The following is a 25230-nucleotide window of genomic DNA, read 5'->3' as shown; positions in this document are numbered from 1 at the left end:
TTCGATTAAAATTGCAGGTTACACATGTCAATAGAACAAACTTTAACAGAAGAAGAAATCAAAGCCAAAAAACAGCATAAAGCAGAGCTCATCGCTGAAAAGAAAAAATTCAACGTTACTTGGGAAATGCTTCAAGCTTATGGTCGTCAACTTTCTGAAAGATTATTACCCGCCAAACAATGGAAAGGCATCATTGCCGTTAGTCGTGGAGGCTTAGTTCCTGCGGCTATTCTAGCTCGTGAACTTAGCATTCGTTATGTCGATACCGTTTGTATTTCAAGTTATGACCACGATCATCAACGTGAAAAACTAATTTTAAAAGAAGCGAAAGGTGATGGCGAAGGCTTTATTGTTGTTGACGATTTAGTTGATACCGGAAGCACAGCTCATACTATTCGTGAAATGTATCCAAAGGCTCACTTTGTAACTATTTTTGCTAAACCTGCTGGCAAACCATTAGTCGATGATTATGTTGTCGATATCGCTCAAGATACTTGGATCGAACAGCCATGGGATACTGGCGTTATGTTTGTTAAGCCACTTAGTGATCATTAATAATTAATTTAATAAGGTTGCTATGACTGAAAACCTTTCTGAAAAGATATTTAAACCACAATATGATTATCCTGAAACATCATCGCTAATCAATCGGTTAGATAGTAGCGATGGTAGCAGTATTAGTCCATTTGATGGTGAAGTAGATTCAAAATGGTACCGAATCATTAATCCTATCCTATGGTTTTGGCGTGGCTTACCGAAATTGGAAATCGAAGAAGTTTTATCGCAAATCGCAATTTCGACTAAACGTCATACCAATGAAAAGTGGTTAGATTCGGTTATTGGTTATCAACCTGGCAATTGGATTTATGAGTTTTTAAATCAAGCTGCAAAATGGCAAGCTAAAGCGGATTCAATAGATCAATCTGATTTATCTGAAGAAGCAAAAAATAACTTACATCAAGATTATTTAATTGCAAGTGAATTTGCTAGTATTGCTAGCTATCCTCATTTTAAAAATGATGAGCTTGCCATGTATGCACAAACTTGTGCATATCAATCTTATATAAAAGCACTTGAGTTTTCGCCTTACACGACAAAACAGATAGAATTTAAAGTTGAAAATCGCAGTGTTAAAACAATTTTACATTTACCTAAGAACTGTGATGGCGTATGCCCTGTCGTGTTAGTCTGTAATGCATTAGGTAATTTACAAATCGACTATTATCGCTACTTTAGTGAATACCTAGCGCCACAAGGTTTTGCAATGCTAACAGTGGATTTGCCAACAGTGGGCTTTAGTCGAAATTTTGTATTAACACAAAATAGTAGCCAAATTCATCAAGCTATAATTGAACAACTAGCGACAGTACCTTGGGTTGATAGTAATCGTGTAATTGTGGCAGGATTCCGTTTTGGTTCACACATTGCTACACGTCTTGCTTATTTAATGCCAAATAAAATAAAAGGACTTTTCAACTTTACACCTTTTGTACATCAAATATTTGTTGATAAAACCTTACAACAGAATCTACCAAATTGTTATAAGGATATGCTAGCTTGTCGATTAGGTTTAACATCAATTTCAAATCAGCAGTTAGCTGCTGAATTAAATTACTTTTCTCTAAAAAACCAGGGATTATTAACTCATTCTTGTCCTGTGCCAATTATGAATGTCATCTTTGAAGATGATAAGTTAAGTAATTTAACTGAAGCAAAATTAATTCAATCTTCAAAGCAAAGCAAAATTGTGACTATTCCTAAAACACCATTACAAAAAGGCTTACAAAATGCCTTAACTCAATCAGTTAAATGGATGGAATCTATTTTGTAAGAGATGATTTAAATAAGATTATTGCTATGACTAATAAAAAAAAGCAAACTGTCGTTATTAAGTTAGGTACCAGTGTTTTAACTGGTGGAACTAAACAGTTAGATCGCGCTCGAATAGTTGAACTGATTCGGCAATGCTCTTATTTACATCAAATTGGTCACAAAATTATTATAGTTACATCGGGAGCAATTGCTGCTGGTCGAGAGTATCTAAACTTCCCTAACCTTCCAAATACTGTTGCATCAAAACAATTACTTGCTTCTGTTGGACAAAGTAAACTTATCCAGCTTTGGGAACAACTGTTTTCAATATATAAAATTTTTATTGGACAAATGTTACTGACACGAGCTGACTTAGAAGATCGTGAACGCTTTTTAAATGCACAAGATGTTCTAAAAGCGATGCTAGATAATCATATTGTGCCTGTCATCAATGAGAATGACGCCGTAGCTACAGCCGAAATTAAAGTGGGTGATAATGATAACCTATCAGCACTAGCGGCAATTTTAGCGGAAGCCGATAAACTCATATTACTTACAGATATTGAAGGATTATATACTGCCGATCCAAGATCTGATACCAATGCTCAATTAATAAAAGAAGTTTCTCATATTGATGAAAGTTTACGAAACATAGCTGGTGATAGTGTTTCAGGGCTGGGAACCGGTGGTATGAGCACAAAAATTCAAGCAGCTGAAGTAGCAGGTAGTGCAGGAATAGAAGTAATAATTGCCGCTGGGAATAAAGAAAATGTGATTATTGATGCAGTCAATAATCAATCGGTAGGCACGCGTTTTTTACCACAGAAAACCCCATTAGAGCATCGTAAGCATTGGCTATATGGTGCACCTAATGCAGGGAAGGTATTAGTTGATGATGGTGCTATAAATGCTATTTTGAATAATGGTAGTTCGCTCTTACCAAAAGGAATTATAGCGGTTGAAAAAGATTTTTCGCGGGGAGAAGTAATAAATATCTGTGATAAGTCAGGAAAACAAATCGCACGAGGTGTAAGCCGTTATAATAGTGATGCGCTAAAACAAATAGCAGGACATCACTCACAAGAAATTAGTCAAATTATTGGCTATGAATATGGATCTGTAGCCGTACATCGGAATGATATGATTATCAAATAATAAGGAGGTTAAATGGAACTAGCTATAGGTGGCGTAATAGTCAACTGGTTAGGTGTATTAATTGTTTACTAGAATTCACTATACAACTCAAGTTATCGAATATATCTCAGCTTGCTTTTAAGCTTCATAATTGACAATCGCCTGAAAAATACATTATTGTTGGAATAAATTGATTCCTATTAGCAAAATTTGTTTAAGGTGACAGCTTATACCTCTTTAACTCTATTATTTATTCTATATGTTTTATAAATAAGAATTAGAGTGGGATGTATAATATCATTAGATAAATTATTTTTTAGAGAATCTGTATTCTGTCAAACACAGTGTGAGTAAAATCTATTAAGGTTAAGCAATGATAAACCAAATTGGAAAGTTAGCAAAACAAGCCTCATATCAATTAGCACAATGCCCAACTAAAATCAAAAATCAGGCTTTAATTAGTATTGCTGATTTATTGGAGCAAAGCTCTCAAAGCATTTTAGAGGCGAATCAAAAAGATATTGCTATAGCAAAAAATCAAGGATTAAGTGAGGCAATGCTTGATCGTTTATTATTAACGCCAGAGCGATTATCCTCTATTGCTAATGATGTTCGCAAAGTTGTCTCCTTAACCGATCCTATTGGGCAAACTATCGATGGGTCAGTTTTAGAGAACGGATTAAAGTTACAACGTCACCGAGTTCCGCTAGGTGTAATTGGTGTAATATATGAAGCCCGCCCTAATGTTACTATAGATATTGCTGCTCTTTGTTTAAAAACAGGTAATGCAGCGATACTTCGTGGTGGAAAAGAAACGGTTAATACTAATGCGGCTATCATATCCATTATCCAACAAGCATTAAATCAAGCCGGCTTACCTGAAACTGCTATTCAATCAATCGATAATCCTGATCGTAAATATATCACTGAGTTACTCAGACTTGATAAATATGTAGATATGATTATTCCTCGAGGCGGTGAGGCTCTACATAAACTTTGCCGTGAACATTCAACCATTCCGGTCATAACTGGCGGTATTGGAGTTTGCCATATCTTTGTCGATGAAAGCGCAGATTTTGACGCAGCTTTTTCAATCATTCTAAATGCCAAAACTCAACGACCAAGTACATGTAACTCTGTAGAAACATTACTCGTACATACTGAAATTGCAAATACTTTTCTGCCTAAGCTTAGTCAAATTATGGCTGATAATCACGTCATATTACATGCTGATCCTGATGCTTATAAAATTTTAAATTCAGGCGTAGCAAATCTATTTCCAATAGAAGATGAGGAACTTAGACAAGAGTGGCTTTCCAAAGATCTGAACATAGTGATTGTTGATTCACTTGAATTAGCAGTTGAACATATTCGGGAATATGGAAGTGGCCATTCAGAAGCCATTCTAACTCGAAGTCTACTTAATGCAGAGCAATTCATTAAGCTAGTTGATGCGGCTGCAGTTTATGTTAATGCATCAACTCGATTTACGGATGGCGCACAATTTGGTTTAGGTGCCGAAGTTGCTGTCAGTACTCAAAAATTACATGCCAGAGGACCAATGGGTCTAGAAGCATTAACAACTTATAAATGGATTGGTTATGGTGAAGATTTAATCCGTCAATAATGATATTAGCTAACTGTTTATAAATTCAAACAGTTAGCTAAATAGAGATGGACTAATCAAAATTACGCATTAAAAGCGCATAATTTAAATCGATATCTTCAGCTACCGGAATATAAACAATATGGCCATCACCGAGTCCAGCAGGAACAGGTTGGCCTTTTTTATTTTCCATTCGTTCAATAATGAACGTTGTGTTACCTTTTGGTGTCATCATCTCAACACTATCACCTACTGAAAATTTATTTTTCACAATAATTTCAGCTAATCCATTTAAACGTTGACCACTAAACTCACCAACAAACTGTTGTCTATCTGACACTGAATGGCTATGAACATAGTTCTGCATATCTTCATGTTTATGACGACGCAAAAAGCCTTCGGTGTATCCTCGATGAGCGAGTGAATCAAGTTCAGTTAATAAACGAGGATCAAATGGCTTACCTTCACTCGCAGCATCAATAGCTTGACGATAAACCTGAGCGGTTCTAGCGCAGTAATAAAAGGATTTTGTCCGCCCTTCAATTTTTAATGAATGTACGCCAATTTTCGTCAAATCTTCAACTAATTCAACCGCTCTTAAATCTTTGGAATTCATGATATAAGTTCCATGTTCATCTTCAAAAGCTTGCATATATTCGCCAGGACGACCTGATTCTTCTAACATAAAGACTTGATCTGTTGTTGTGCCAATGCCCAAAGTCGGTTCAATTTGCTTTACAGGAATTGGTTCATATTTATGTACTATCTGCCCTACTTCGTCCTCCTTACCTTCGGATACTTTATATTCCCAACGACAAGCATTGGTACAAGTTCCTTGGTTAGAGTCACGTTTGTTAATATAACCAGATAATAAACATCGTCCTGAATAAGCCATACAAAGCGCACCATGAATAAAAACTTCAAGTTCCATCTCGGGTACTTTTTCACGAATTTCTTTTATTTCGTCAAGAGACAACTCTCGTGATAATACAACGCGAGTTAATCCAATATTGTGCCAAAATTTTACCGTTGCCCAGTTAACGGCGTTTGATTGTACAGACAAATGAATTTCCATTTCAGGAAAATGCTCACGTACCAACATAATTAAGCCAGGATCAGACATGATAAAAGCATCAGGCTTCATATTTACTATAGGCTCTAAATCTCGAATAAAGGTTTTCAGCTTTGAATTATGGGGAGCTATATTTACAACTACATAAAATTTTTTGCCTTGTGCATGTGCTTCATTAATTCCAATCGCTAAATTTTCATGATTGAATTCATTATTTCGAACACGCAAACTATAGCGTGGTTGACCAGCATAAACTGCATCTGCCCCATAGGCAAAAGCATACCGCATATTTTTAAGCGAACCAGCAGGAGAAAGTAATTCTGGTTTTGAATATAAATTTGTCATTAAAAAATGCCTCTGATTTCAAGTCAGTATTACCCTATTAGGTAATAGATTAAGCAAAATAGGATGGGCATTTTACGCTTTAGCTATATGATTGGCAAATTAATTGTATTTACAATAAGAAACAGAAAAATCACAATAAGAAACAAAAATTTCTCAAATCTAATTTTATCGCCTAATTTTAATTAAGCTGTTGACCAAGATTTTTATAAAATTAGATATGTAAAACGCACTAAATTTGTGATGAAGATCACATAACGCTATTATAAAGCCCAATATTTTTTTGTTTTTATAGCTCACATTTGTGCAAAACCACATAGATAGCAAACTAATTCGATAATAAAATTAGCGCAATATTTTTTAATAGTCATAAAAACATGAGGAAAATTTAAATGACTGAACTCATTAGTTGGTATGGAGCTATAATAGGACTTTTTCTTGCAATTTTTCTTATATTACGTGGAATAAACCCAGTCTATTCGTTATTTTTTGGGGCGATAATTGGTGCTTTCATTGGTGGAGCAAATCTAATACAAACTGTCACGATTTTAACTACTGGTACACAAAGTATTATGGGCACGGTGATTAGAGTATTAGCCGCGGGTATTCTAGCAGGGGTAATGATGGAATCAGGCGCAGCGGAAACTATTGCTCAAGCTGTTGTTAGAAAATTAGGTGAGAAAAAAGCATTACTCGCTTTAGCATTAGCAACAGGTATTATTACTGCATCAGGCGTATTTATTCCAGTTGCTGTATTAATCGTTGCACCTATTGCTTTATCAGTTGGTAATAAAATGGGAATTTCTCGATTAGCCTTATTATTAGCGCTTTCTGGTGGTGGTAAAGCTGGGAATATTATATCACCTAACCCAAATACCATCGCTGTTGCCAATGGTTTCAATTTAAGCTTAAGTGATGTGATGATAGCAGGTTTTATTCCTGCTCTATTTGGTTTAATTGCAACTGTCGTTATCGCTTCATTGATAAAAAATAAAGGAGATAAAATTGCTAACGACGAAGTCGTTGCATTACAAAAAAATGATGCTGAACAGAAAAATAAAAATCCATCATTAGGTAAAGCAATCGTTGCTCCTGTAACAGCAATCCTTCTATTAATGATTAGCCCTATAGGCAATATTTTCCATATTGAAGCACTAGCTAATTTAAAGATTGATGCATTATATGTGCTTCCTGTAGCAGGGATCATCGGCATGTTAGCAATGGGACAACATCGTAACATTGCAATGTATACCAAATCTGGGATTGAAAAAATGACACCAACAGTACTTATTCTTGTCGGTGCTGGTGCTATTGCAGGTTTGATTGGTTCATCAAACCTAGCAGCTCAAGTTATCAATATCATTGATTCAATGGGAATTTCTGGTTATTACTTATCACCAATTTCAGGTGTCTTAATGGCAGCAGCTACAGCATCAACTTCAACAGGTGTAATTTTAGCAACAGGTACATTTGGTTCAACCATCACAGATTTAGGAATACCAGCTATTAGTGCAGCTGTTATGATGCATACAGGTGCAACAGTTATTGATTCATTACCGCAAGGGAATTACTTTCATGTAACTGGCGGTAGTATGAATATGACAATTAAACAACGTATGAAATTGATTCCATATGAAGCGATGGTTGGTGGAACAATGACAATTATTGCCATTATTTTCTATCAATTTATTATGTAATATTAAGAGTAATTTTTATGAAACAGAAAACATTTGTTCTTGCTCCTGACTCATTTAAAGAAAGCTTAACAGCAAAGGAAGTGTGTCAAGCAATGGAGTCAGGTTTAAAAAAGGTATTTCCATATGCCAAATATATTCATGTCCCAATGGCCGATGGTGGTGAAGGTACAACACAATCACTAGTCGATGCGACTAATGGAACCTTACATGCTTGTGAAGTTACTGGTCCACTTGGTAACAAAGTGATGGCTTATTATGGAATCCTAGGAGATAACACCACTGCAGTCATTGAAATGGCCTCAGCAAGTGGTATCCATCTTGTTACCAAAGAAAAACGTAATCCATTAATTACTACAACCTTTGGTACAGGTGAATTGATTCTTGCCTGCTTAAAACAGGGTATTAAAAAAATTATTTTGGGTATTGGAGGTAGCGCGACAAATGATGGTGGAGCCGGAATGGCACAAGCCTTAGGCGTAAAGCTTTACGATAAAAACAACCAACTACTCCCTAAAGGTGGAGGAGCATTGGGCAATTTAGCTAGAATTGATATGTCTGAAGTAAATCCTCAACTTGATAGAGTAGAATTTATTGTTGCAAGTGATGTTACCAACCCACTCTGTGGTGAAAAAGGTGCTTCAAGAGTATTTGGACCACAAAAAGGAGCAACCCCTGAGATGGTTGAACAATTGGATGCGAACTTACAACATTATGCATCAATCATAAAATCTCAGTTAAATAAAGATGTTGCGACTATTCCTGGTGCTGGTGCTGCTGGCGGATTAGGGGCAGGATTAATGGCATTTACCAATAGTAAAATGGAAAAAGGCATCGATATTGTTATCAAATATAGTAATTTAGAAAACCAATTAATTGGTGCCGATTTTTGTTTTACAGGAGAAGGTGGAATTGATTTTCAAACCAAATTTGGAAAAACGCCTTATGGTGTTGCACAAACTGCCAAAAAACACAATATTCCAGTTATTGCATTAGCAGGAATGATTGGTGAAAACATCGAAGAACTTTATCCAGAAGGAATTAATGCCATTTTTGGAATTATCCCATCTCTATCTAAGATTGAAGATTTATTGGCTGATGGATTCAAAAATATTGAACGAACCAGTGAAAATATTGGTCGCTTAATTAGTATTACTTAACTTTAACATTTTTAGACACTAACAAACAAAAGCATGGGGAAATAAAGAGGCTATTCTTTATTCCCCAATTATTATCTAATTAAACATAAATAAATCTTAATCTTAAAGTAACAGACCTAAAGTCTGCTATAATTAAAAAGTTTTAACACGATCTCAACAAGAATTATAGTAATAAAATTAGAATCAATAAGTTATAAATTAGAACTTGTTAATAATATAAGGTTTATCGCTATGAAATCGCAAAGCATCTCACCAATACTTGCTCAATATATTGTTGATAAAACTATGAAAATCATCAACTGTAATGTCAATATAATGAATAATCATGGTGAAATTATAGGTAGTGGTGATACACAACGTATTGGCGAATTACATGAAGGTGCAGTGTTAGCAATATCACAAGGCAGGGTTGTTACCATTGACAATCCAACTGCAAAGAAACTTAAAGGTGTTAAACCTGGTGTTAATTTTCCACTAAAACTAAAAAAAGAAATTGTTGGCGTTATTGGCGTAACAGGTGAACCAGCACAAATAATCCAATTTGCTGAACTTGTGAGTATGACAGCAGAAATGATAATGGAACAAGCATTATCATTTAATCAACAATCTCAAGAGAATCGATTAAAAGAAGAGTTTATTTTATCAGTAATTCAATCAGATAAAACGCTTTCAAATATAAATGAATGGAGTCGAAAATTAAATATTGACTTATCGTTAGCTTATGTTGCTGTTATTATTGAAATAGAGAGTGGTCAGCTGGGAATTCAAACAGCAATGGAGGAGTTACAACAAATCCGAAATGAACTCGAAACACTAACCAAACTCGTGGCCATAAAGTCACTAACCGAAATTGTTATATTACTTCCTGCTTTAAATAAGTTTAACCGATGGGATTTTTCAGAACATAAAACAAAACTAGAAAAACTAGTTAGCCATACAAAATTGCTTAGTCAATTTGCAATAAAAATATCTTTAGGAAAATATTTTCATCAAGGAAACGACACAATAGCAAGATCTTATCAAACAGCTAAAACAGCTTTAGAAATCGGTAAAAAAAGATTACCAGAATGCCGTAACTACTATTATCAAGATCTCATCTTACCGGTTTTATTAGATGGTTTAAATCAAGATTGGCAAGCTGAAGAATTACTTTCCCCTTTAAATAAATTAAAAGCATCTGATACAAATGGTTTATTGCAAAATACGCTTGAAACTTGGTTTTTTTATAACTTGCACAATAGCAATACTGCCAAAAATCTATTTATACATCGCAATACACTTGAGTATAGATTGAATAATATTGCCAAACTGACTGGATTAGATTTATCGAAATTTGATGATCGTGTACTGCTTTATATTGCACTTCAACTCGATAAATAACCTTATATTTTTAAATATAATTAAATTATTCATCGCCAGCTTCAATAAGCGGCAAATACTCTTGCCAGCGATATTCTCTTATCGGCATTGGATTTGAATTCTCAAAATATAAAACTAGTGCTGGTTTGATACCATTCCAATTATCAACAAACTCATATCGAGTAAGAAAACCCTCTTTTATCAATTTTTTGGCTTTAGCGTGATAATTAAAATAACTCATAATTTATATTATCCTAACTTTTAATCAAAATTATAGAAAAACGCAAATTAATCAATTTTGAATTTTGAATGATAAATCTTCATTGAAGATATAAAGTTAATTTTTAAAAATAAAAATCGGAACCATGGCTAAAAGTGCTAACCACAAAGATTTAATAAAAATAAAATGCAACGGCTTAATTTAGTTTATTAATAATATGGCAAATTCCGATTATCGAGCAATATCAAATAATAAGATATAAATAAATATTACATAAAACCATTAATGAATTTTTTAACCTAATGAATTATATAATGATTTTTAAAAAATTTGGATTAAGGTTGGTATCTCTACCACTAATTTATAGCAACTTAGTTTTATTATAGAAATTTTAATTAATTAAAACATTGACGTTAATGTAGACGAGTCCCCTAGTCGAGGTAGACGGATTTTCAATTTGTTATAATTTTAATTCTTACATACCCTAACATTTTTTCAATTCGTCTCAACGTTGTTAGAGTAAATCTTTTATAACTAAATATCAGTTTTTGACAAATTTAATTAATTTCATTAAATAAGCACAAAAAAAACAGGCCACCTTGTGTGAGATTTTTATTACTCATAATTTTTACTCAAATAACTAACTTTTAGAAATATTACTGATCAACTGTTAATATAATAATTTATTAATGTTTAAAAGCAGTCCGGAAATATTTGACGATATATTAAATATTCACTCACACTAGAAAAATTACCAAATCTAGGGGGACCTATATCAAAACTTTCATTGCATGGGGTTATACTGATTCCATTTAAAGAGAAATCCATTAAGCAATCAATATAATCTCTATGTGTGCTTTTATTGATTCGATTTTCATTATCATCTGTATCATTCACTAAAGAAAAATCCATTTTAAAAGCCTTATCTTCATTTTTTAATTTACTCATCTTTATCCCTTATTTTTCAGGCCATTATATGATTTATTTTTTATTACGCACTCAGGTATTTTACTTACCTAGGTACATAGGAACGCGATTTGATAATGTTTTATATTGAATATATTACCGGTTTATCCCTATGTATATAGGGAACACAGATCTATAGATTTTCTAGTTTTATCTGCATTACGGTTTATCCCTATGTATATAGGGAACACCCGTGTGTTATTAGATGATAGCTGTTTGACTACGGTTTATCCCTATGTATATAGGGAACACAAAAAAACCGGTTCAATATTTAATGCAATGGGCGGTTTATCCCTATGTATATAGGGAACACTAGCGTGTTTTAGTTTTGGAGAAAGTGAACCTCGGTTTATCCCTATGTATATAGGGAACACTAGCGTGTTTTAGTTTTGGAGAAAGTGAACCTCGGTTTATCCCTATGTATATAGGGAACACGCATTTAATTCTAATACAATATTACAGTTAATAGGTTTATCCCTATGTATATAGGGAACACGTAAACCGGGGCATTAAAGTGGTTTCGAACATCGGTTTATCCCTATGTATATAGGGAACACGTGACAACCTCTTTACCATTTACAATAGAAACCGGTTTATCCCTATGTATATAGGGAACACCCACTGCTTACCTTTGATTAACTCATTATTGGCGGTTTATCCCTATGTATATAGGGAACACCTGAAAGCATTTTAGCTATACCAGATAATTTACGGTTTATCCCTATGTATATAGGGAACACGTACAGGTCAATAAATTTGGACATCCAAAAAACGGTTTATCCCTATGTATATAGGGAACACTTACACGATCGAGCTTAATCGGTTGTGATTTGCGGTTTATCCCTATGTATATAGGGAACACCTATACAATCTAATTCATCATTCACAGGCCTTCGGTTTATCCCTATGTATATAGGGAACACTATCTGAGATGCTGAATTATTATCAAATTCAACGGTTTATCCCTATGTATATAGGGAACACTAAGAGACCATGGGGGCATGTTGATTATTTAGCGGTTTATCCCTATGTATATAGGGAACACTAATTTAACGTCGGCTAATTTTGGCCAGCCAACGGTTTATCCCTATGTATATAGGGAACACCCAAAAGTCAGCAAATCAAAAGCAATTACCAGCGGTTTATCCCTATGTATATAGGGAACACAAATTGGTAGGCACAAATACTCTTGATTACCGCGGTTTATCCCTATGTATATAGGGAACACCCTTATTATAACTTATTGTTTATTAATTAAAATAGCAAGGTATAAAATTCTACCAATTTTTTTGATGTTTTTTTAATCAGATGGTACATAAACCTCAACTGGTTAAATCTATAATTTTATCAATGTGTTAAATGAAATAAATAAAGAGTTTTGTATACTACCCGTTTTTGTGTTTTTTGTTGGTACCAAGCAATATTTTGTTGGTTAATAGTTCATAGCCTATAGTAAGCTCACGAACATCTAATGTCGCGTTACTTTTATCTTTGATAATTTTAAATATTAAGAAAAGAGAATTTTAAAAAACTTCTTGTGGATTGGATACATTAACCCAATACTATTAATAAAAAATTTAGCCTGTATTGTTTTATGAGCAAAATAAAATTCTTGGGATTTTAATGGAGGCGCGTCCCGGAGTCGAACCGAGGTAGACGGATTTGCAATCCGCAGCATGGCCACTCTGCCAACGCGCCGTAGAGGTCTATCTGAATAGGTGGCAAATATTAGCATTGGCTTACTCTATCGTCAAGGTTAAATAGGTTATAAATACAGCAGTCGTAGCGATTATTTCAATTGTCCTATATTTAGGACATTAATAAAAAATTTAAAATCACCTACGTCAAGATAAATTATTGCAAAAAAAAGTTGAGGAACGGGGTTTTTGAGTTTAAAAATCGACTTTATCCGTAAAAAATTACCTTTTTATATGCCTAGAAATAAAAAGAATATAATTCGTATTATAGATTCCACATTTTTAAAATAATATTTATTTTTGTATAGAAATTGATTTATCACTTGATAATTGACCATATTTAGTATAAAAATAGCGCTGCATTTAACAATATATTTTTAAGGAAAGGAAATGTTCAAAAAATTACTAGCTGTATCATTATTAAGTTTTGTCCTAGTTGGTTGTGGTGACGATGGACCTAAAATTGATTTATCTACTCAAGAAACTTATGCAACTTCTATTCAAAAAGCTACTGAAAAATTAAGTGACTCTGATAAACTTGCTTTTGGACGAGCAGTAACTAAAGTAGCTTCTACTGCAGCACTTAACCCAGCTAATGCTGGCGATCAAAATAAAATCTTTACTGAAATGAAAAATAAACTTGATGGAAAAACAGCAAAAGAAATTATCAGTGAATTTGATAAATAATTTTCTTTTATTATACTAAAAACCCGCTTTTGCGGGTTTTTTTATGGAAAAGTTTAATATTATTGAATCTTTTTTATTATTGATAGCAACTGATAGGATTATGTGAAGTAAATTTGATTAATAAATTATAAAATTATTTTTAATTTCTAAGACGAATTTTATATACTTGCTTCACTAAAATAGTTTTTTGAGGTATGCAATGATTGAACTAAAACTCAGAGAAGTAAAAAAAGACTTATCAACTAAGGAGTTAAAAGTATCCGAATATATTATTGCAAATACTCAAGCGCTAAAAAATATGAGTATACAAACCTTAGCAAAACACAATCATGTTAGCACAACGACCATTTTACGACTTTGTAACAAATTAGGTTATAAAGGTTTTAGTGATTTTAAGGTTGATCTTATCGGTTCAATTCCTCAAAAGCTTAGTACTGAAATTCTTCAAGATGATATTAATTTGAATGACTCTCTTGAGGAAGTAAATAGCAAAGTTCAAGCTATGGAAAAATCCTCTATAGACGAAACTCATTCCATTGTTAATACTCATGCATTAAACAGTGCCATCGAATTAATAATCAAAAGTAACAAAATTGTGATATTTGGCGTTGGAAGCAGTGGCTTGGTTGGTAAAGAGTTTGAATATCAACTAATTAAAATCAAGAAAGATGTAAATTGTCATTTTGATGCTCATATTTCACGTAGTTTGATCAGCACGTTAGACAAGAATGATCTTGTTATTATTATTTCGCATTCTGGTGAAACACCTGAATGTGTAGATTTACTTAAACTTGCTGGTCAATCATCAGTCCCTTCTATTGCTATTACTAAAATGGGACAAAGTCAAATTTCATCATCAGCCTCTTTTGTCTTACATACGACATCTATGGAACACGCTTCTAGATTGATTCCTGTTCGTTCCAAAATTTCACAAATATCAGTCATTAATATGTTGTTAACTAACTTATTTATTCGTAAATATGATGAAAGGTTACTACAGCAAACTCAAAATCGTGAAAAACGAAAATATCCTCGATATACCCAGAAGTAATAACAAATTTACCATTCAAATAATCTCATCAAGTTGAAAAGTCATTAACTTAAACTTTTCCTTTAATAAATTTGATCTTGTTCACAAAATTATAAAAATTTCTTAAAAAATGGATGACTATTTTTAAATGTAGATGTAACTTTATTACTAAACATACTTACATATTTAGTAATAAAGTTACAAATAAGGAATTTTTTATGTCTAATCCTTTACCTATCATTTTAGCAAGTCATGGCCCTTTTGCTCAGGGTGCACTTGAATGTGCACAGATGCTTATGGGCAAGCAAGAAAGTATCCACATTATTTCAGTTTTAGTTGATAGCAATATCAATAATTTACGAGAAGAAATGCAAAGTAGTTATAAAAAACTTAATCAAGGCAATGGAGTAATTATTTTGGTTGATATTATGGGAGGAACTCCCTGCAATCTTGCTAGCGAATTACTGATATCCCATGACGATGTTTTACTATTTTGTGGTTTTAATATTCCCGTACTACTTGAAGTTTTAAACAATAGAGAAGGAACATTGAACGATGCCAAACAAGCTATTGAAGAAGCATTTCCTCAAAGCTGTAAAGACGTTAGACAACTGCTAAATATTAAAAATGAAGAAGTTAATGAATTGTAAGGAGAACACCAATGCCAATTAATGTAGCACGAATCGATGACCGATTAATTCATGGACAAGTTATTACAACTTGGGTGAAAAACTATGATATCGAGCAAGTATTAGTCATCAACGATAAAGTTGCTGATGACAAAGTTCAACAATCAGTATTAACCATGTCTGCACCGCCAGGATTAAAGGTTTTGATCTTTGGAGTACAGCAATTTATCGAAATCTTAAAAAAGACACCTATCAAAAAAAGAACAATGTTACTGTTCACCAATAGTATTGACGTTGACGCATTAGTGGACGGTGGATTGTCACTAGAAAAACTCAATGTAGGTGGAATGCGTATGCAAGATGGTCGTCATCAATTATCAAGAGCGGTGTCTGTCACACCAGAAGAAGAACAAGCATTTAGAAATCTCATTGCAAAAAATGTTGAAGTTGAAATTCAGATGGTGCCTAAAGATCCCATTGTCGATCTAAAAACCCTACTCAGCTAACACTATTTATTAAAACATTTATTTCTATAATTTGGAGGTTAACACATGTTAACACAAGCTATTCTTGTCGCCATTTGGGCGGGAATTTGTTCACTCGATGATGTTGGGCCACAAATGTTACGTCGGCCTTTATTAACCGGTACTGTAGCAGGCATCATCATGGGTGATATGGTTCAAGGATTAGCCATTGGTGCAACACTTGAACTTATGTGGATGGGCGTTGGAAATGTTGGAGCTTACTCTGCGCCAGATATTGTTGCTGGTGCAATTATTGGCGTTTCATTAGGTATTTCAACTGGCGGTGGTGTTGCCACTGGAGTTGCATTAGCCCTACCCGTTTCAATACTTTGCCAACAATTACTTATTCTATGGCGATCATTTGCTTGTTTCTTAAATCCATGGGCAGAAAAAAGCATACAAAATGGAGATTATAAAGGACTAGTTAAAGTACATTATTTTTCAACACCTATATGGTTTTTAATTAGAGCTGTTCCATGCTTTTTAGCAATTTATTTTGGCAGTGATCTTATTAAAACAATTTTAGACGCTATTCCAAAGAATATAATTGATGGTATGGGTGTCGCTTCAAAATTAATCCCAGCAGTAGGTATTTGTATTCTATTGTTGATGTTATTAAAAGGCTCAATGTGGTTCTTCTTTTTACTCGGATTTGTTTTAACTAGTTACCTAAAACTACCAATCATACCTGTTACCTTCGTTGCACTTGCCTTTGCTGTTTTATATGACATGGCATTCACCGCGGGCAAAAACAATAATCAAAATAATCAAGAAAAACCTATGCAAAATGACAGTATTGAAGAGGAATATGACCTATGAACAATGAAAAGAAAATTACTAAAAAAGATCTTAATAGTGTCTTTTGGAAAATACAAACAATCCCTTTTTCATTCAACTATGAAAAATTACAAACGATTGGATTTGCTCACTGTATGATTCCAATTCTAGACCGTCTTTATAAGGACGCCGATAAAGAAACTCGCGTTAGAGCAATGCAACGCCATTTTGAGTTTTTCAATACGCAAGTTAATGCCGGAGCATTAGTTCTTGGCGTTACAGCTGCTGTCGAAGAGAAAACAACGGAAGAAGAAAAAGATGCGGTCATTTCGTTAAAAGCTGGATTAATGGGCCCGTTTGCAGGTTTGGGTGATAGTCTACTGAAATTTACTTGGATGCCGATATGTGGAAGTATTGGTGCAGCTTTTGCGTTACAAGGTAATATCATTGGACCCATATTAATGTTTTTCATCTATAATTTAGTCAACATTTTTACAAAATATTTCTTTGTTCATTATGGATATAACAAAGGAATTGATCTTATAGAGCAATCTAAAAATTCAAATATTATTCAGCGAATTAGTAACGTTGCAAATGTCGTTGGCGTAATGGTGCTAGGATCGTTAATAGCCTCAACAGTAAAAGTATCAACACCTTATTTAATTGAAGTTGGTGAGCAATCAATAAAAGTTCAAGAAATGTTTGATAAGGTAATGCCAAATTTATTAACGCTTCTTTTTACCTTAGCTGTTTTTTTCTTAGTTAGGAAATTTCAAGGTAAATATACAGTATCGCTCATTATTGCTGTAATGGTAATTGGAGTCGTTCTTTCATCAGTCGGCATATTACACTAGGTAGGAAGAAAGTTATGTTAGAAAAAAATAATGAAATATCAGTAATTAGGAATAAGCAAGGAAAATTAGAAGTTACTTTTAATAGTGATAAGCCTGCAGATTTATATTGGACAACCGAAGCTGATGTAAACACTAATAATAAAACACTAATTGGAAATGCATTAAAATCCCCAGTAATATTTGATGATCCATTAAACGCTAAAAGCCGAATCTATCTCATATTACAAATAAATGGCCAAAAACCATTTTTATTTGGAGAACGAACATTACCAATCAATGGACTAAATAATTTCCGTGATTTTGGTGGTTATGTCGGTGCAAAAGGAAAACGTATAAAATGGGGAATGTTGTATCGTTCTAATCATCTTCACGGCCTAAAACCTGATGCACAACAATATATAAAAGCATTGAATATAAAAACAATCATTGATTATCGTTGTGAAAATGAGGTTAAAACAAGCCCGAATTGTTCAATTGGTGAAAGACAAACTTTTAATTTGGATGCCTCTGCTCAAACAGCAGAATTAGCTGCACAATTTGCAGCTGATCCAAGCAATGAAGATCGGGCATTAATTGAAAGTGTTCTTCGTGATATTCCAAAGGAGTTAGTTAATGGTGACGGTATACAAGTACTTGAGCAATATCGTAACTTTGTACTAAGTGAAAAATCTAAAAAAGCCTATCGAGAAATGTTAAGAGTAATTTTAGATTCAAATAACAGCCCTAGCCTTCAACACTGTCGAGGCGGTAAAGATCGGACGGGTTATGGTGTATTGTTAATTCAAGTTATGTTAGGTGTATCTGAATCAGATATTATATATGATTATATGCTAACACATGATAATCGATTGGAACGCAATAAAATAAAAATGGCTGCTTATCGAGAGATCACTGATAATGAAGACGTTTTGGGTTATCTACTAAGTTTAATTGATACCCGAGAAATCTTTATTAATGAGGTTTTCGATACTATGAGAAAAATTGCAGGCTCACCTAGCAATTACATTAAGCAAGAACTTGGTTTTACCGATGAAGATTTCGAAAAAATGGCGTCTATTTATCTCGAAGCTTAATCATTCAGTTAATAATTTAAAAGCGTAATTGTAAAATTGCGCTTTTTTCAATTTAAATAAATTATTGAAATTAATTGTAAAAACATGAAGCATAAATAAAAAGTGCTGAAAAACTTTAAAATGAGCTTTCTACTTTTTCCACTGTTCAACTAAATCTAATTGATCTCAGTATAATTTTCGAAAGCACAAGAAAATCAATAATCACCACTTATCAAAAGATGTCAGATATATTTCCATGCTGAAGTGAAATTGAATTTATATTCAATAATGAAGAAAATTTTTAAAAAACTGGTGATTATAACGCTATGAATCCATTACTATATTTGATTAAATTCTTAATCTAATGCTTTTAATTATTTTTTGAAGCATTAATTGAGACAAAGAATATACCCATCATTAATAATGCATAACGCTGTAATGTTTATCATGCTAAATGACAAAAACTAATATTGTTAGAAGACATTTAACCCAAATAAACTTATTTAAAATTTTGTAATATCGTTAACCAATCATCACTTAATTTTGCATGAATAGTGATAGGGGTAGATGTAATGGGATGAATCATTTTAACAGTACTAGCATGTAACATCAGGCGCTTAATATCAAAATATTGACTAAAAGCTCGATTTTGATGAAGATCACCATGTTTACTATCACCTATGATAGGGTGAAAAATATGTTTAAGATGACGGCGTAATTGGTGCTTTCTTCCTGTTTGTGGTTTTAATTCAACAAAGCTATATCTAGCTGTTTTATATTTACCCACTTCAATAGGCAACTCTATTTTACTCAAACCTTTATAAAAAGTTATAGCATCTTGGGCCGGCTTATCTTTACGTGTAAACTTATCAGCGATTTTATCCAACTCTTCAACTAAAGGATAATCAATGATTGCTTCATCATCAACATAACCACGTACAATAGCATGATAAACTTTTTCAATTTGCTTGGATGCAAATTGTTCAGACAACAATCTTGCAATCTCACTAGATAAAGCAAAAATTAATACACCTGATGTTGGTCGATCAAGGCGATGGATGGGGTAAACATGCTGTCCGATTTGATCGCGCAACGTTTGCATAACAACGACAGTTTCATTTTTATCAAGCCAGCTTCGGTGTACTAACCACCCTTCTGGCTTGTTGATTGCGATTAAATCATTATCTTGATAAAGAATTTCAAAGACCATCTTAAAATTAATATTTCTAATTTGAAAATATTTTTTCAAGTTCAGCGGCAATACTTGGGCTGTTATTATCGCCAATTGAATAATTAGCTTTTTCTTTGACTTCTTTATCCGCATTACCCATTGCAATGCCTAATCCTGCTATGGATAACATACTGATATCATTGTAACTATCACCAAAAGCTACAATTTCACTTAATTTGATATTTTCATGTTCAGCCCAATGCTTTAATCCGTTTCCTTTAGTATTCCCTTTTACCGCCACATCAGCACGATTTGACCATGACCATTCACAAGAAAACTCACCGAGCGCATCAACCTCATTTGAAAATTGTTTTAATGCTGAAATATCATGACTACTGGTCGCAAATTTGAAAATCAAATTTGCTTGATCAATCAGTTTCTCGAAGTCATCAACTTTTTTAACTTCTGGTTGTAGAAATTCAGGTAAAGACTTCACCCATTGAAAGAAACCTTCTAAATGATCATCAAGAACTTCATAATTCATAAACTGATCAGTATAAATCATAGTATGAATGCCATATTGGTTAACTAAATTTAACAATGTCTTTGCCTGTTGTTTAGTCATTGGTTTCGCAGCAAAGTTTTGCTGCTTTTCGAAATCGTATAAATAGGTTCCATTACAGCAAATCGCAGGTGTAGATAATTTTAGTTGGTAGTAATAAGGGTGAATAACGGTATGATGACGGCCTGATACCAAAATGACTTTAATTCCTTTATCACTAATTCTTTGTATCATATCTACTGTTTCAGGAAGGATTAAACGATTACTACCAAGTAACGTTCCATCCATATCAAATGCGACTGCTTTATATTTCATAAGCTCTCTCTTCCTATTTTTTCTTAATACATATTAACCGTTAACAACCTAGTTGTTCATAAATCGCAAAAAGCTAAAAATCTATCTTTTGTCGACCAACAAAGGAATGTGACAATGTTGTACCATCAACCATTTCAAGCTCTCCACCCACTGGTACACCGTGCGCAATTCGAGTCGCAACGATATTAAATTCATTACACATCTGGGCGATATAATTGGCTGTAGCATCACCTTCAACCGTTGGATTGGTAGCTAAAATAACTTCACTAATTGATTCTGAACTTAACCTAATTTTTAAAAGGTCGAGACCAATATCACTCGGGCCAATACCATCAAGTGGTGACAGATGCCCCAGTAAAACGAAATAACGACCACTATACTGCCCTGTTTGCTCAATAGCAAAAATATCTGCTGGCGATTCAACCACACAGAGTTGATCGCTACTTTGCCGACGGACATTCGCGCAGATATTGCAGATCTCTTGTTCAGTAAAGGTTCGACATTGTTTGCAATGACCAATATTATTCATAGCCTCATTTAACTCTTGAGCCAAATTGAGACCTGCTTGGCGATTACGTTGTAATAGATGATAAGCCATTCGTTGTGCTGATTTTGGACCAACCCCAGGTAAGCAGCGAAGTGCGCTAATAAGTGATTCTAATAACGGACTGATTTGCATGAATTAACCACATAATTAAAAGATGAATAATAATACCTTGTTTGAATTCTCTGTAAAACAAAAAATATTCTATTACTTTAATTTAAAAATAATTAATCTTTCATACGATTAGTAACTGAAAATTAAGCTTAGTTGTGTTTTAGATTATTTTTTACTGCGACGATAAAAGCTTTTGGGCTCTTCGCCTTTTAATAGGCGCATTATGTTGCTACTATGGCGAATAATGATTAAGCATGAAAGCATTGTAACAGGTAATGTCAATTCTGGTTTAAATAACCAAACATATAAAGGTGCAAAAAGAAAACCGACTATTGCCGCGACAGAAGAATAACCCGTTGTAATTAATGTAAAAAACCAAGTCAACAAAAAGCAACCTGTAAAATCAAGTCCAATCGGCGCCATCATTCCTAACGCAGTTGCAACACCTTTTCCACCACGAAAATGAAAAAAGCATGGAAAAATGTGTCCAAGACAAGCCGAAATACCAATAATACCTAAAAAGAAAGGTGATATTCCAAGTCGATAAGCAATATAGACCGGAATAGCACCTTTTAACATATCAAAGATTAATACAAAAACAGCAGGTAATCGCCCATTAATCCTTAATACATTTGTCGCACCGGGGTTATGAGAACCATATAAAGAAGGATTATGTAACTTCATCAAATGGCAAATTATCATAGCACCTGAAAGTGAACCACAGAGATAAGCAATAATGATCATTAGTATAATCTGTAATGACAAAACCCTTCTCCTATGGTTAACTTTATTTATATAACAATACTTACTACTTTTGCTTTTCCAGTAATGGTTTTAAGTATTTACCAGTATAAGATTTTTTCGATTTAGCAACGTCTTCTGGTGTTCCTTCGGCGATGATTTCTCCACCTCCACTACCTCCTTCTGGACCTAAATCGACAATCCAATCAGCAGTTTTGACAACATCTAAATTATGTTCGATAACTACAATAGTATTGCCTTTATCTCTCAATGAGTGTAGTTGAGCAAGCAATTGTTTTACATCCGCAAAATGTAAGCCCGTAGTTGGTTCATCTAGGATATAAAGTGTGCTACCAGTATCTCGCTTAGATAACTCTTTTGCAAGTTTTACTCGTTGCGCTTCACCTCCAGATAATGTTGTTGCTGATTGACCAATGGTAATATAAGCAAGACCAACATCAATTAAAGTCTGTAATTTGCGTGAAATCATCGGTACCGCGTCAAAAAATTCTCGACCTTCTTCAACAGTCATGTTGAGGATTTCATTAATCGACTTACCTTTGTATTTGATTTCTAATGTTTCTCGATTATATCGTGCGCCATGACACTGATCACAAGGTACATAGATATCAGGTAAAAAATGCATTTCAACTTTAATTAAACCATCACCTTGGCAAGCTTCACAACGTCCACCTTTAACATTAAAGCTAAAACGTCCAGGATTATAGCCTCTTGCCCTTGCTTCTGGTACCCCTGCATAAAGCTCACGAATTGATGTAAAAAAGCCAGTATAAGTTGCTGGATTAGATCGTGGTGTCCGTCCAATTGGGCTCTGATCTATTGCAATAACTTTATCAAAAAAGTTTAATCCTTTAATTGATTTGAATGGTGCAATTTCGGTTTTTTCAGCGCCATTTAATTCGTTTTGAGCTAATGGATATAAGGTGTCATTGATTAATGTTGATTTACCTGATCCAGAGACGCCAGTAATACAAGTAAATAGCCCTACAGGAATGTTTAATGTGACATTTTTAAGATTATTTCCTGTCGCGCCAATCAATGATAACATCTTTTTCTTATCAACTTTATGACGTTTAGCTGGGATCTCAATTTTCTCTTTTCCAGAAAGATATTTACCAGTCAAAGAGTTCTTACTTGCCATAATCTGTTTTGGCGTACCTTGAGCAACAACTTCACCACCATGGACACCAGCGCCTGGTCCAATATCAATCACATAATCAGCAGCCATTATCGCTTCTTCATCATGTTCAACAACAATGACGGTATTACCTAAATCGCGTAAGTGAGTTAATGTATCAATCAAGCGACTATTATCACGCTGGTGCAAACCAATTGATGGTTCATCGAGAACATACATAACACCAACAAGCCCCGCACCAATCTGACTAGCCAGTCGAATTCGTTGTGCTTCCCCACCGGATAAGGTTTCAGCCGAACGTGACAGGGTTAAATAATTCAAACCAACATTAATTAAAAATTGCAGACGATCATTAATTTCTTTTAAAATCTTTTCGGCTATCTGCGCTCGTTGTCCAGTTAAATTAAGCTTATCAAAAAAATCTTTGGCTTGTTGTGTGCTTAAATCACTAATTGTTGGTAAATTAGTATCATTAATAAACACATGACGCGCAGTTCTACATAATCGTGAACCGCCACAACACGGGCAAGGACGATTACTGATATATTTAGCTAACTCTTCACGTATAGTTTGTGAATCAGTTTCTTTATAACGACGACTAAGGTTATTGATGATCCCTTCAAAAGGGTGATTACGTTTAACGACATCACCACGATCATTGGTATAAACGAACTGTATTTCTTCATCACCAGAGCCGTTTAATAAAATATCTTTTACTTTGTCAGATAATTTTTCATATGGCTTATCGATATCAAATTTATAATGGTTTGCTAACGATTTTAACATTTGAAAATAGTAGAAATTACGTCTATCCCATCCTTTGATTGCTCCAGCAGCTAAAGAAACCTCAGGCATTTGAACAATACGCTTTGGATCAAAATATTGTTGTACACCTAAACCGTCACATTCCGGACATGCACCAGCAGGATTATTGAATGAGAATAATCGCGGCTCAAGTTCAGGAATGCTATAACCACATATAGGACAAGCAAAATTGGCAGAAAATAGATGCTCTTCTGCTTTCGGATCATCTAAATTCGCGACTTTGACAATACCATTAGTTATGGAAAGCACTGTTTCGATTGATTCGGCTAAACGTAGTTTCAAATCATCCCGAATTCGGAAACGGTCAACAACGACTTCAATTGTGTGTTTTTTCTGAAGCTCAAGTATTGGTGGATCTGAAAGGTCATAAACATCACCATCAACTCGAACTCGAATATAACCACTTGCTGCAAGTTGTTCAAATAATTTAACGAACTCACCTTTACGCTCAGTAACAACCGGCGCAAGCAACATATAGCGGTTTTCAGATGGCAGAGCCATAATACTATCAACCATTTGCGACACAGTTTGCGCAACTAAGGGTAAATTATGATTTGGACAGCGTGGCTCACCGATTCGAGCAAATAAAAGTCGCAAATAGTCATAAATCTCAGTGATTGTTCCCACTGTTGAGCGAGGATTATGCGATGTTGATTTTTGCTCAATCGAAATGGCAGGAGATAATCCTTCAATATGATCGACGTCAGGCTTTTCCATTAGTGATAAAAATTGACGAGCATAAGCTGATAATGACTCAACATATCGCCTTTGGCCTTCAGCATATAAGGTATCAAATGCTAATGATGATTTACCAGAGCCGGAAAGACCGGTGATAACAACCAATTTATCTCTTGGTATAACTACATTTATATTTTTTAAATTGTGTGTTCTTGCACCACGAATATCGATATCTTTAATTGACATAGATCTCTTCTTATGTGTGTTTTTAAATAAATAAAATTAACTGTATATTATACCAGTATCAAGTGATTAAATATACAACTATATAGCTCAATAGGGTCTATTAGCAGAAATTCAATAATATAAGCCAAAATTGTAAATTAAATAGCACAAATTAAGCATTTTTTACCCCTCAAAAACCCCGTTCCTCAACTTTTTTTCAAAATAGATTAGAACTAAAAGTTATATTTCTATAACTCTAAATTATTGGTTTCTTGAATTTA

Annotated in this window: 22 protein-coding genes, 1 tRNA gene and 1 CRISPR repeat array; of the genes, 14 read left to right on the top strand and 9 right to left on the bottom strand. The window is 33.9% G+C overall.

The genetic code is table 11. From position 1 onward, the window contains the following. Positions 1-24 precede the first annotated feature (24 nt). The 4 genes from gpt to proA all read left to right on the top strand — a co-directional run bounded on the left by gpt (position 25) and on the right by proA (position 4573). Positions 25-555, top strand: a complete 531-nt coding sequence (gpt, locus tag GYM76_RS04160; protein ID WP_081299561.1) for a xanthine phosphoribosyltransferase — start codon at positions 25-27, stop codon at positions 553-555. Positions 556-577: 22 nt separating this feature from the next. Then, a complete protein-coding gene (frsA, locus tag GYM76_RS04155) occupies positions 578-1831 on the top strand; it encodes an esterase FrsA (protein ID WP_220225999.1) in 1254 nt (417 codons plus the stop codon). Positions 1832-1857: 26 nt separating this feature from the next. Then, entirely contained in the window at positions 1858-2967 is a 1110-nt protein-coding gene (proB, locus tag GYM76_RS04150; RefSeq protein WP_065563543.1) for a glutamate 5-kinase, read from the top strand. Positions 2968-3319: 352 nt separating this feature from the next. Beyond that, complete coding sequence (gene proA / locus GYM76_RS04145; protein ID WP_220225998.1) at positions 3320-4573, top strand: glutamate-5-semialdehyde dehydrogenase; 1254 nt, start codon at positions 3320-3322, stop codon at positions 4571-4573. A 52-nt stretch (positions 4574-4625) separates the two neighbouring features. Here the strand turns inward: proA and yegQ are convergent, their stop codons facing one another. Continuing rightward, a complete protein-coding gene (gene yegQ / locus GYM76_RS04140; RefSeq protein WP_065734056.1) occupies positions 4626-5969 on the bottom strand; it encodes a tRNA 5-hydroxyuridine modification protein YegQ in 1344 nt (447 codons plus the stop codon). A 389-nt stretch (positions 5970-6358) separates the two neighbouring features. On the opposite strand from yegQ, the gene GYM76_RS04135 reads away from it, so the two are divergent. From GYM76_RS04135 to GYM76_RS04125, 3 genes are all read left to right on the top strand, one after another. Beyond that, positions 6359-7663, top strand: coding sequence for a GntP family permease (locus GYM76_RS04135; RefSeq protein ID WP_220225997.1), 1305 nt, complete (start codon positions 6359-6361; stop codon positions 7661-7663). A 17-nt stretch (positions 7664-7680) separates the two neighbouring features. Then, complete coding sequence (locus tag GYM76_RS04130) at positions 7681-8820, top strand: glycerate kinase (protein WP_220225996.1); 1140 nt, start codon at positions 7681-7683, stop codon at positions 8818-8820. 231 nt (positions 8821-9051) lie between these two features. Further along, positions 9052-10200, top strand: a complete 1149-nt coding sequence (locus GYM76_RS04125; RefSeq protein ID WP_220225995.1) for a sugar diacid recognition domain-containing protein — start codon at positions 9052-9054, stop codon at positions 10198-10200. 25 nt (positions 10201-10225) lie between these two features. On the opposite strand, the gene GYM76_RS04120 is transcribed toward GYM76_RS04125, so the two are convergent. From GYM76_RS04120 to GYM76_RS04110, 3 genes are all read right to left on the bottom strand, one after another. Continuing rightward, positions 10226-10420: a thermostable hemolysin delta-VPH gene (locus tag GYM76_RS04120; protein ID WP_065734052.1), complete on the bottom strand. Its 195-nt coding sequence runs from the start codon at positions 10418-10420 to the stop codon at positions 10226-10228. A gap of 672 nt (positions 10421-11092) precedes the next feature. Next, entirely contained in the window at positions 11093-11347 is a 255-nt protein-coding gene (locus GYM76_RS04115) for a hypothetical protein (protein ID WP_220225994.1), read from the bottom strand. A 118-nt stretch (positions 11348-11465) separates the two neighbouring features. Beyond that, a CRISPR array of direct repeats spans positions 11466-12593; the repeat unit is 29 nt; unit sequence CGGTTTATCCCTATGTATATAGGGAACAC. A 396-nt stretch (positions 12594-12989) separates the two neighbouring features. Beyond that, positions 12990-13063, bottom strand: a tRNA-Cys gene (locus tag GYM76_RS04110). A gap of 389 nt (positions 13064-13452) precedes the next feature. Between GYM76_RS04110 and GYM76_RS04105 the strand changes: the two genes are divergently transcribed. The 7 genes from GYM76_RS04105 (at position 13453) to GYM76_RS04075 (ending at position 18636) form a co-directional block, all read left to right on the top strand. Continuing rightward, positions 13453-13749: a DUF6694 family lipoprotein gene (locus GYM76_RS04105; protein ID WP_220225993.1), complete on the top strand. Its 297-nt coding sequence runs from the start codon at positions 13453-13455 to the stop codon at positions 13747-13749. A 199-nt stretch (positions 13750-13948) separates the two neighbouring features. Next, on the top strand, positions 13949-14800 hold the full coding sequence (locus GYM76_RS04100; RefSeq protein WP_220225992.1) for a MurR/RpiR family transcriptional regulator: 852 nt from the start codon (positions 13949-13951) through the stop codon (positions 14798-14800). 197 nt (positions 14801-14997) lie between these two features. Then, on the top strand, positions 14998-15429 hold the full coding sequence (locus GYM76_RS04095; protein ID WP_220225991.1) for a PTS sugar transporter subunit IIA: 432 nt from the start codon (positions 14998-15000) through the stop codon (positions 15427-15429). Positions 15430-15440: 11 nt separating this feature from the next. After that, complete coding sequence (locus tag GYM76_RS04090) at positions 15441-15914, top strand: PTS sugar transporter subunit IIB (protein ID WP_065563528.1); 474 nt, start codon at positions 15441-15443, stop codon at positions 15912-15914. Positions 15915-15959: 45 nt separating this feature from the next. After that, positions 15960-16751, top strand: a complete 792-nt coding sequence (locus tag GYM76_RS04085) for a PTS sugar transporter subunit IIC (RefSeq protein WP_065563529.1) — start codon at positions 15960-15962, stop codon at positions 16749-16751. Further along, entirely contained in the window at positions 16748-17563 is an 816-nt protein-coding gene (locus GYM76_RS04080) for a PTS system mannose/fructose/sorbose family transporter subunit IID (protein ID WP_065563530.1), read from the top strand. The genes GYM76_RS04085 and GYM76_RS04080 overlap by 4 nt, the downstream gene beginning before the upstream one ends. Positions 17564-17577: 14 nt before the next feature. Then, positions 17578-18636 carry a tyrosine-protein phosphatase gene (locus GYM76_RS04075; RefSeq protein ID WP_220225990.1) on the top strand — a complete coding sequence of 353 codons (1059 nt, stop codon included), beginning with the start codon at positions 17578-17580 and terminating at the stop codon, positions 18634-18636. A gap of 478 nt (positions 18637-19114) precedes the next feature. Here the strand turns inward: GYM76_RS04075 and truC are convergent, their stop codons facing one another. The 5 genes from truC to uvrA form a co-directional block, all read right to left on the bottom strand. Then, complete coding sequence (truC, locus tag GYM76_RS04070) at positions 19115-19825, bottom strand: tRNA pseudouridine(65) synthase TruC (RefSeq protein ID WP_220225989.1); 711 nt, start codon at positions 19823-19825, stop codon at positions 19115-19117. Between the two features lie 16 nt (positions 19826-19841). Beyond that, positions 19842-20663 (bottom strand): pyridoxal phosphatase, encoded by an 822-nt coding sequence (locus GYM76_RS04065; protein ID WP_220225988.1) that lies wholly within the window; start codon positions 20661-20663, stop codon positions 19842-19844. Positions 20664-20736: 73 nt separating this feature from the next. After that, a complete protein-coding gene (gene recR / locus GYM76_RS04060; protein WP_220225987.1) occupies positions 20737-21342 on the bottom strand; it encodes a recombination mediator RecR in 606 nt (201 codons plus the stop codon). Between the two features lie 144 nt (positions 21343-21486). After that, complete coding sequence (gene plsY / locus GYM76_RS04055; protein ID WP_141673967.1) at positions 21487-22086, bottom strand: glycerol-3-phosphate 1-O-acyltransferase PlsY; 600 nt, start codon at positions 22084-22086, stop codon at positions 21487-21489. Positions 22087-22129: 43 nt separating this feature from the next. Further along, positions 22130-24964, bottom strand: a complete 2835-nt coding sequence (uvrA, locus tag GYM76_RS04050; protein ID WP_370632611.1) for an excinuclease ABC subunit UvrA — start codon at positions 24962-24964, stop codon at positions 22130-22132. Positions 24965-25230: the final 266 nt, after the last annotated feature.

The sequence above is a fragment of the Gilliamella sp. ESL0443 genome, from assembly GCF_019469165.1.
Classification (GTDB): domain Bacteria; phylum Pseudomonadota; class Gammaproteobacteria; order Enterobacterales; family Orbaceae; genus Gilliamella; species Gilliamella apicola_E.
This window is presented reverse-complemented; position numbering and strand designations above follow the sequence as displayed.

Excerpts from the sequence above, each read along its gene's own strand:
- gpt (WP_081299561.1), top strand. The coding sequence starts at position 25 with ATGTCAATAGAACAAACTTTAACAGAAGAAGAAATCAAAGCCAAAAAA.
- frsA (WP_220225999.1), top strand. The coding sequence starts at position 578 with ATGACTGAAAACCTTTCTGAAAAGATATTTAAACCACAATATGATTAT.
- proB (WP_065563543.1), top strand. The coding sequence starts at position 1,858 with ATGACTAATAAAAAAAAGCAAACTGTCGTTATTAAGTTAGGTACCAGT.
- proA (WP_220225998.1), top strand. The coding sequence starts at position 3,320 with ATGATAAACCAAATTGGAAAGTTAGCAAAACAAGCCTCATATCAATTA.
- yegQ (WP_065734056.1), bottom strand. The coding sequence starts at position 5,969 with ATGACAAATTTATATTCAAAACCAGAATTACTTTCTCCTGCTGGTTCG.
- GYM76_RS04135 (WP_220225997.1), top strand. The coding sequence starts at position 6,359 with ATGACTGAACTCATTAGTTGGTATGGAGCTATAATAGGACTTTTTCTT.
- GYM76_RS04130 (WP_220225996.1), top strand. The coding sequence starts at position 7,681 with ATGAAACAGAAAACATTTGTTCTTGCTCCTGACTCATTTAAAGAAAGC.
- GYM76_RS04125 (WP_220225995.1), top strand. The coding sequence starts at position 9,052 with ATGAAATCGCAAAGCATCTCACCAATACTTGCTCAATATATTGTTGAT.
- GYM76_RS04120 (WP_065734052.1), bottom strand. The coding sequence starts at position 10,420 with ATGAGTTATTTTAATTATCACGCTAAAGCCAAAAAATTGATAAAAGAG.
- GYM76_RS04115 (WP_220225994.1), bottom strand. The coding sequence starts at position 11,347 with ATGAGTAAATTAAAAAATGAAGATAAGGCTTTTAAAATGGATTTTTCT.
- GYM76_RS04105 (WP_220225993.1), top strand. The coding sequence starts at position 13,453 with ATGTTCAAAAAATTACTAGCTGTATCATTATTAAGTTTTGTCCTAGTT.
- GYM76_RS04100 (WP_220225992.1), top strand. The coding sequence starts at position 13,949 with ATGATTGAACTAAAACTCAGAGAAGTAAAAAAAGACTTATCAACTAAG.
- GYM76_RS04095 (WP_220225991.1), top strand. The coding sequence starts at position 14,998 with ATGTCTAATCCTTTACCTATCATTTTAGCAAGTCATGGCCCTTTTGCT.
- GYM76_RS04090 (WP_065563528.1), top strand. The coding sequence starts at position 15,441 with ATGCCAATTAATGTAGCACGAATCGATGACCGATTAATTCATGGACAA.
- GYM76_RS04085 (WP_065563529.1), top strand. The coding sequence starts at position 15,960 with ATGTTAACACAAGCTATTCTTGTCGCCATTTGGGCGGGAATTTGTTCA.
- GYM76_RS04080 (WP_065563530.1), top strand. The coding sequence starts at position 16,748 with ATGAACAATGAAAAGAAAATTACTAAAAAAGATCTTAATAGTGTCTTT.
- GYM76_RS04075 (WP_220225990.1), top strand. The coding sequence starts at position 17,578 with ATGTTAGAAAAAAATAATGAAATATCAGTAATTAGGAATAAGCAAGGA.
- truC (WP_220225989.1), bottom strand. The coding sequence starts at position 19,825 with ATGGTCTTTGAAATTCTTTATCAAGATAATGATTTAATCGCAATCAAC.
- GYM76_RS04065 (WP_220225988.1), bottom strand. The coding sequence starts at position 20,663 with ATGAAATATAAAGCAGTCGCATTTGATATGGATGGAACGTTACTTGGT.
- recR (WP_220225987.1), bottom strand. The coding sequence starts at position 21,342 with ATGCAAATCAGTCCGTTATTAGAATCACTTATTAGCGCACTTCGCTGC.